Genomic DNA, 6451 nt, shown 5'->3' on the forward strand with positions numbered 1-6451 from the left:
ATGAAGAAATTGGAGCAGACGAGATGCTCCCATAATTCCTTAATTTCATCGTCTGCGTTGGAATCGTCCAGATAATTGCCTAGGGTGGCGTACTCTTTCAACTTATCAATTTGCGCAATGATTGCCGTGATCTCGCCGATGAACCGTGCTTTTTGCATCGTAGTCAGTAAATCGGTGCGAACGAGATTGATAAAATCGATTGGAGCCGGAGTGATTTGCCCGTTTTTGGCATACATGACCTGGCGCTTGTCCACCTGACGGCTATTGAACGAGAGGTTTAACTCGTTTTCAATCGTCGTCAAGTTGTGCCGATCGAGGCCGTAAACGGCATGGGCTCCATAATTAAGGGTGAACCCGCTTTTTTCGTAGGTGAACGCTCGGCCTCCTAGTTGGGGGCTGCGTTCATAAAGTACGCCCTCAATTTCCAGGGATTCCGAAAGGTAGGCAGCAGCAGTGAGGCCGGCCAAACCGCCACCGATAACGGCGACTTTCATCATCATGATCCTCCTCCTATCGTGTACATTCCATATTATACCGGGCGCAAAGAACCCCGTCTATCTCGACTCCTAACTGGTGGTTGGATTCTTTTTTCTCCTTTTGTAGCCATATGCCCATGGGTGAATATCCTGAAGAATAAACATTCACGTCATGGAGGTGTGACACATGAAAAAGGAAGAAGCATATGAGTTGGCAAAAAACCATCTGCACCGTTACGTACTCATCACGATGAACACGGGTGAGCAGGCGGATGGGATTGTAGAAGGTGTGGACGACAACCATCTATCTCTAGCAGTCCCGAATTGGGGACAAGGCGCGGGAGATGCGACTCCGACCCGGTTCATGCCTGGGTTTGGACCTGGGTTTGGGCATGGATTTGGACCTGGGTTTGGACCTGGATTTGGACCTGGGTTTGGGCCTGGGTTTGGACCCGGGTTTGGACCCGGGTTTGGACCTGGGTTTGGACCTGGATTTGGATTCCCACCTTTCGGCTTCCCGTTCTTTCCGTTCCGCCGCTTTCGCAGAAGGGTATTCCCTTTAGGCGGACTTCTCGGTCTCTCCTTACTACCCCTTATTTGAACGGAAGAATCGGATGCCGCATATTCCTGTGCCCCGATACCGCTGACCTAAACCGCGAGATCTTCTCGCGGTTATTTTTTAATGGGCTTATTTCAAATGAGAAATCCAACCATAAAAAATCCCCTCCAGGTTTGAAGGGGACAATTGCTGATTGAATATCTTAGTATACCAAGGCCACTTTATAGTCTTTCGTATTCTTCACCATTTCGAAGGATTTCTTGGAAGCTTTCAAACTTGCATCTACCGTCGTGTCGATTACTTCCCATTTGCCGTTTATGAATACTTCGTTCCAAGCGTGGTATACGTCTACAAAAGTTGAGGTTCCCATATCCAATTTCGTGGGAATGCCTTCAGATCTCAGCATAGCTGCGAACAGTGCGGAATAGCCGTAGCAGATACCTTTGCGGTCAGTAAGCACTTGTTCGATGTTTGGCACGTATCCGGACTGAACCGTTTTTGCCAATTGGGTGTCATACTTGATGGTTGAAATAATGTAATCGTAGATCGCTTTTACTTTTTCTTCGTCTGTTTTTTTACCTTTGGTCAATTCATCTGCTTTTTTGATGGCAGTCATTGAGTCGTTCCAGTTAACAATTTGTGTGGTATTCAGAAACACTTCGTTTTGGTTTTGCAAGTTAACGTTAACGGTTTCTTTCTCTACGGCGCGATATTTGTTGCCGCTCGTATTTTCCATTACCTGTACGGTATATTGGCCGTTGCCCATTTGAAGTGGAAACAATTCTTGGTTATCAGCGGCATTCAGATCGTATACATATCGTTGGCTATTCGCTTCGATTAATACTTTTAATTTGTGATCGTCCGAAGATCTATAGTGAACCCCAATCACGCCATCTTGCACCTTAGTCAGATCAAAAGTCGCATCTGCGGCGGCAGCGGCGCTGGTTTTAGCTGGGGCAATATTCAGAAGAAAAAGGCCTACTGCCATTAGAAATGCAAACTTACGCATAAAAATCACACGCTCTTCTTCGGTAGCTCGGCTGCCATCCAGTTACGGGAAGGCCCTATGGCTTTGCGTCTCTGCCTTTCGACAGGTTTGCCGTTATCGTGAAAAGTTGTAGGTAGCGCCAAATAAATAAAAAAAGCTCCTTCTTTCGGTAACTGGCTGCCATCCTATTCTAGGGAAGGCCCTGTAGTTTTGCGTCCCTGCCTTTCGACAGGTTTGCCATTTATCGTGAATAGCTCCATTAGTTAGTTCTAGAATACCATAAATTAGAATTATATCAATATATCTATTTAAAATATCTATTTGAAAATACTATTTCCTGGGAACTAGATTTTCGCATGAACGATTAAACGATGGGTAGGGTTTATTACAGGGTCGCATGTTATCAGAGTAAGCACTCTATCTTTCTCATTGCGGTTCAAAACGGAAACATCCTTAGGATCTACGATCAAAGTTTGATACACGGTATAGGTAAACGTTTGACCATTGGTTTGGACTATAATTTTATCTCCAATCGCAACTTCATTCAGTCGGTTGAAAAATCTTCCTTTGGTCAAAGAACGATGAGCCGCGATGGCTGTATTGCCCACCACGCCAATTGGAGAAGTGCCTGTCATATGTGTCGCCGCAACCTTCATATTTTGCAAAGATGAGCCTTCAAGAACAGGAAGCTTCAAATTGATTTTTTTAATAATCAGTGTTGCTATGGCATGATTCACTGGTGCAGAAGTATTCTTTGAAGATGGTTGTGGTTGAGAAGGGGGAGTGTTTAATTGAGATGGACTTGCAGGTTCCTCCGAATCAAATCTGAAAATGGTAGTTAGCGCATCACTCTCATTCTGTAAATTTTGTTCTTTCTGATCTTTCTGTTCATTTGATGGAGCAACAGTTTGAGATTGTTCTATTTCTTTTAACAAGGATTTCATTTTGTAGTCGTTATACCACTCATCGGCCTTAGGATAAATGAGCAGGACCAAACCAACAGATATTAGAATATAGGAAAATTTTCGCACAGGCTCACCTCGCAAATAGAAGAGAAGAAGTAGAGAGGTTCTCTCTACTTCTCGATTACACGTTAAACCTTTTATTTTTGATTCGTGTTTCGCCTTGTTTTTCTAACGATTAATCCCGTTACAACAAGTGCGAAACCCGCTGCATAGTAATAGATCAGGTTGGATTCTCCCGTTTTCGGAAGTGTGCCGAGTGGAACCTTCTCGTCAAGGATTACATCCTCACTGGATGCTACAGACCCTTGGGGTGTGTCATTGTCTGGAAGAGAGACTTCAGGTGCTGTTGGAGATGGTGTAGGTGTAGGTGCTTCTGTAGGTGTCGGTGTTGGTGTAGGTGTATGTGTAGGTGTTACGATAGGACCAAGCGGCACGTTGTTATCTAGGATAGTAGTCTCAGGTGTTGGCGTCGGATCTGGTGTAGGTGTTGGCGTCGGATCTGGTGTAGGTGTTGGCGTCGGATCTGGTGTAGGTGTTGGCGTCGGATCTGGTGTAGGTGTTGGCGTTGGAACTGGTGAAGGTGTTGGCGTCGGATCTGGTGTAGGTGTTGGCGTTGGAACTGGTGAAGGTGTTGGCGTCGGATCTGGTGTAGGTGTTGGCGTCGGATCTGGTGTAGGTATTGGCGTTGGAACTGGTGAAGGTGTTGGCGTCGGATCTGGTGTAGGTGTTGGCGTCGGATCTGGTGTAGGTATTGGCGTTGGAACCGGTGAAGGTGTTGGCGTCGGATCTGGTGTAGGTGTTGGCGTCGGATCCGGTGTAGGTGTTGGCGTCGGATCTGGTGTAGGTGTTGGCGTCGGATCTGGTGTAGGTGTTGGCGTTGGATCCGGTGTAGGTGTTGGCGTCGGATCTGGTGTAGGTGTTGGCGTTGGATCCGGTGTAGGTGTTGGAGTCGGATCTGGTGTAGGTGTTGGCGTCGGATCCGGTGTAGGTGTCGGTACAGGCGTAATGCAAGATGCGGATACGCTAATTGAATCGCTGAAGAGTTCGCCGTTTCCAGGGTGTCCGGCTTCTTGATAAACTTTAAACATGTAATTTCCGGCTACCCCGTTAGGGTTGTAGGACAAGGTGGTAGATTGGCCTGCACTAAGCATACCTACTGTTCCAGTATATACAATAGTTCCGCTTTTTGGGCCGCCTTTAGCACTGTACAACACTTCATATTGCACTGTGCTCTTCATATCTGCCCCGTCATTTTTGAACTTTGCACTAATTGCCGTGCATGTACCTTTCGCAGATTCAACAAATTTCAGTGAACTTTTACCCCAAGTGTCACTACTGTCTTTTGCAAAAACAGAAGGTACTACCGCATACATAACAACAATACCTATAGCAAGAAACAAACTCAAAACTTTCTTCAACTGAATACACTCCTCTTAGATTGAAGTTTTAGTGTCTAAGAGGGCCGGTTACACTACTGGCTCCGAATAGCCCAAGTGTCCAATTTACAGGCTAATCATCATCGCTTCCCTACACAAAACAAGGGTTTTTATAGCACTTATTCCAATGGATTTGGTTTTGTCGCCTCCTTTATGATCTCGAAAAAGAGTACAAAGTATCTTTAAGAGAATGATGGAGTATAGGTCTCCATTTCTCAAAAATCCATTATAATTCAATAGGTTTACTTAGAATTATGGATATGACAACATTAGGTTATTAGCCACTGACAAAGGAACAGTTAGTTTCGTTTCTGTTTTGATGGGATTGTAAAATAGCGGGGCATAATTCGTAGTAACGAACAAAGAAAGCTGTGGACGTTCTTAGTAACGAACATTGAATCGATAAAATCAATCCAATTAAAATAATTCTAAAAAAAGATATATACTCAATTTATACCATATATTTCTTGTCGTCAATATATTTTAGAGACTATTTTCCTACATTTTGAGAAGAGCTATTCCTATATGACTACCTTTTATTCGACACCTGAATCAAACATAATCAGTTATTCGATCATCCCGTTCCGCTATGCGTAAGATTAAATGCATACTGGCAAGGCTATACTAGATGGAGGCCAAGATTGGACAGCGGAGGGGCGTTTCGATGGAATGCATCTTTTGCAGGATCGTTGCTGGGACGGCTGCTGCGCGCTTGATCTACGAGGATGATTTGATCATTGCTTTTCATGATATAAAGCCGGCGGCTCCCGTTCATGTTTTGATTATTCCAAAGAAGCATATTCCTTCGATGAATGAAATCGGACAAGAAGATCTGGCGGCCATCAGCCGCATTCACAATAAAGTGCAGGTTATTGCAAACAAGCTGGGGATCGCTGGAACCGGTTATCGTTTGGTTGCTAATTGCGGTGCCGATGCGGGGCAGGTCGTTCCCCATTTACATTATCATCTGCTAGGTGGGAAAAAGCTAAGTTTGACCCATTGATCTTGCAGATATCGGTTCAAGAAACCCTCTATTTCCGCGGGATAGGCAAAGACATAGAACTTTGGTTGACACCGTGTTTTTGTTTGACTTATAATAAAATTTGATGACCTTGTGTTAATCGTCTTGGACGGTCTGTTCGGAGGGAGGGAAATCTGGTGTCGGAAACAAAAGTTCGCAAAAATGAATCCATCGATGCTGCACTTCGCCGCTTTAAGCGTTCCATCGCTAAAGACGGGGTGCTCGCTGAGGTTAAAAAGCGCAAGCACTATGAGAAGCCTAGCGTCAAGCGGAAGAAAAAGTCTGAGGCTGCTCGTAAGCGGAAGTTCTAGGAGGACTTTGCCAACATGAGCCTTAATGAACAATTGAACGAAGACATGAAGCAAGCGATGAAGAGCCAGAACAAATTCAGACTCTCCGTTATCCGTATGGTTCGTTCGGCGATCAAGAATATAGAAATCGACCAGCGCAAAACGTTGGACGATAATGAAATCTTGGATATTCTCAGTCGTGAAATCAAGCAGCGCCGTGACTCCCTCCAAGAGTTTGAAAAGGCAGGGCGGGAAGACCTGGCGGAGACCGTTAAGTCGGAAATCGCCATCATTGCGGAGTACCTCCCGCAGCAGTTATCGGAAGAAGAAATTCATGCTATTGTGAGGCAGACCATCCAAGAAACTGGTGCTTCTTCCAAAGCGGAAATGGGCAAAGTAATGAGCGCATTGATGCCCAAAGTTAAGGGCCGCGCCGACGGCAAGCTTGTGAATCAGATCGTTCAACAACAGCTGCAATAATCACATGCCGCAACAAAGGAGCTGTCCGTAAGCAGAATCGTCTGCATGCGGATCAGCTCTCTTTTGTGAAAACAGCCGGTCAGGACGAATTCGTCCCGACCGGCTGTTTTTATATTCCTTATTATTTTCGTTTCAACAAGACGAGCATCGCATGGCTAAGGAGACCAAGACTGATGCCGATGCAGCCTCCGAAGGCAAGTCCCAAAGCCGCATCCTGCCAGGTGCGGGTGGCCAGA

8 protein-coding genes and 3 riboswitches are annotated in these 6451 nt (G+C 45.4%); of the genes, 4 read left to right on the forward strand and 4 right to left on the reverse strand.

What is annotated here, in order from left to right; translation table 11 throughout:
- A partial coding sequence (locus TJ79_RS00720) for an NAD(P)-binding protein (protein ID WP_238322710.1) occupies positions 1–500 on the reverse strand: 500 nt, incomplete at its 3' end.
- A gap of 163 nt (positions 501–663) precedes the next feature.
- Here TJ79_RS00720 and TJ79_RS26435 point away from each other — a divergent pair.
- Entirely contained in the window at positions 664–1077 is a 414-nt protein-coding gene (locus TJ79_RS26435; RefSeq protein WP_081756616.1) for a hypothetical protein, read from the forward strand.
- A gap of 160 nt (positions 1078–1237) precedes the next feature.
- Here TJ79_RS26435 and TJ79_RS00730 read toward each other — a convergent pair whose 3' ends face one another.
- The 3 genes from TJ79_RS00730 to TJ79_RS28390 form a co-directional block, all read right to left on the reverse strand.
- Complete coding sequence (locus TJ79_RS00730; RefSeq protein ID WP_040948373.1) at positions 1238–2044, reverse strand: transglutaminase domain-containing protein; 807 nt, start codon at positions 2042–2044, stop codon at positions 1238–1240.
- A gap of 18 nt (positions 2045–2062) precedes the next feature.
- Positions 2063–2146: riboswitch (cyclic di-GMP riboswitch) on the reverse strand.
- Positions 2147–2188: 42 nt separating this feature from the next.
- Positions 2189–2272: riboswitch (cyclic di-GMP riboswitch) on the reverse strand.
- Between the two features lie 95 nt (positions 2273–2367).
- Entirely contained in the window at positions 2368–3054 is a 687-nt protein-coding gene (locus tag TJ79_RS00735) for a class D sortase (protein ID WP_040948374.1), read from the reverse strand.
- A 71-nt stretch (positions 3055–3125) separates the two neighbouring features.
- Positions 3126–4226 carry an LPXTG cell wall anchor domain-containing protein gene (locus TJ79_RS28390; RefSeq protein ID WP_162162897.1) on the reverse strand — a complete coding sequence of 367 codons (1101 nt, stop codon included), beginning with the start codon at positions 4224–4226 and terminating at the stop codon, positions 3126–3128.
- A 214-nt stretch (positions 4227–4440) separates the two neighbouring features.
- A riboswitch (cyclic di-GMP riboswitch) is annotated at positions 4441–4524 on the reverse strand.
- A 564-nt stretch (positions 4525–5088) separates the two neighbouring features.
- On the opposite strand from TJ79_RS28390, the gene TJ79_RS00745 reads away from it, so the two are divergent.
- From TJ79_RS00745 to TJ79_RS00755, 3 genes are all read left to right on the forward strand, one after another.
- Positions 5089–5427, forward strand: coding sequence for a histidine triad nucleotide-binding protein (locus TJ79_RS00745; RefSeq protein WP_040948376.1), 339 nt, complete (start codon positions 5089–5091; stop codon positions 5425–5427).
- A 155-nt stretch (positions 5428–5582) separates the two neighbouring features.
- Complete coding sequence (rpsU, locus tag TJ79_RS00750; protein WP_036712328.1) at positions 5583–5756, forward strand: 30S ribosomal protein S21; 174 nt, start codon at positions 5583–5585, stop codon at positions 5754–5756.
- 15 nt (positions 5757–5771) lie between these two features.
- Positions 5772–6215 carry a GatB/YqeY domain-containing protein gene (locus TJ79_RS00755; RefSeq protein WP_040948377.1) on the forward strand — a complete coding sequence of 148 codons (444 nt, stop codon included), beginning with the start codon at positions 5772–5774 and terminating at the stop codon, positions 6213–6215.
- Positions 6216–6451: the final 236 nt, after the last annotated feature.

It is taken from the genome of Gorillibacterium massiliense (genome assembly GCF_000455485.1).
Lineage (GTDB): Bacteria > Bacillota > Bacilli > Paenibacillales > NBRC-103111 > Gorillibacterium > Gorillibacterium massiliense.

Coding starts and splice junctions, on each gene's coding strand:
- TJ79_RS26435 (WP_081756616.1), top strand. CDS start 664: ATGAAAAAGGAAGAAGCATATGAGTTGGCAAAAAACCATCTGCACCGT.
- TJ79_RS28390 (WP_162162897.1), bottom strand. CDS start 4,226: ATGAAGAGCACAGTGCAATATGAAGTGTTGTACAGTGCTAAAGGCGGC.
- TJ79_RS00755 (WP_040948377.1), top strand. CDS start 5,772: ATGAGCCTTAATGAACAATTGAACGAAGACATGAAGCAAGCGATGAAG.
- TJ79_RS00745 (WP_040948376.1), top strand. CDS start 5,089: ATGGAATGCATCTTTTGCAGGATCGTTGCTGGGACGGCTGCTGCGCGC.
- TJ79_RS00730 (WP_040948373.1), bottom strand. CDS start 2,044: ATGCGTAAGTTTGCATTTCTAATGGCAGTAGGCCTTTTTCTTCTGAAT.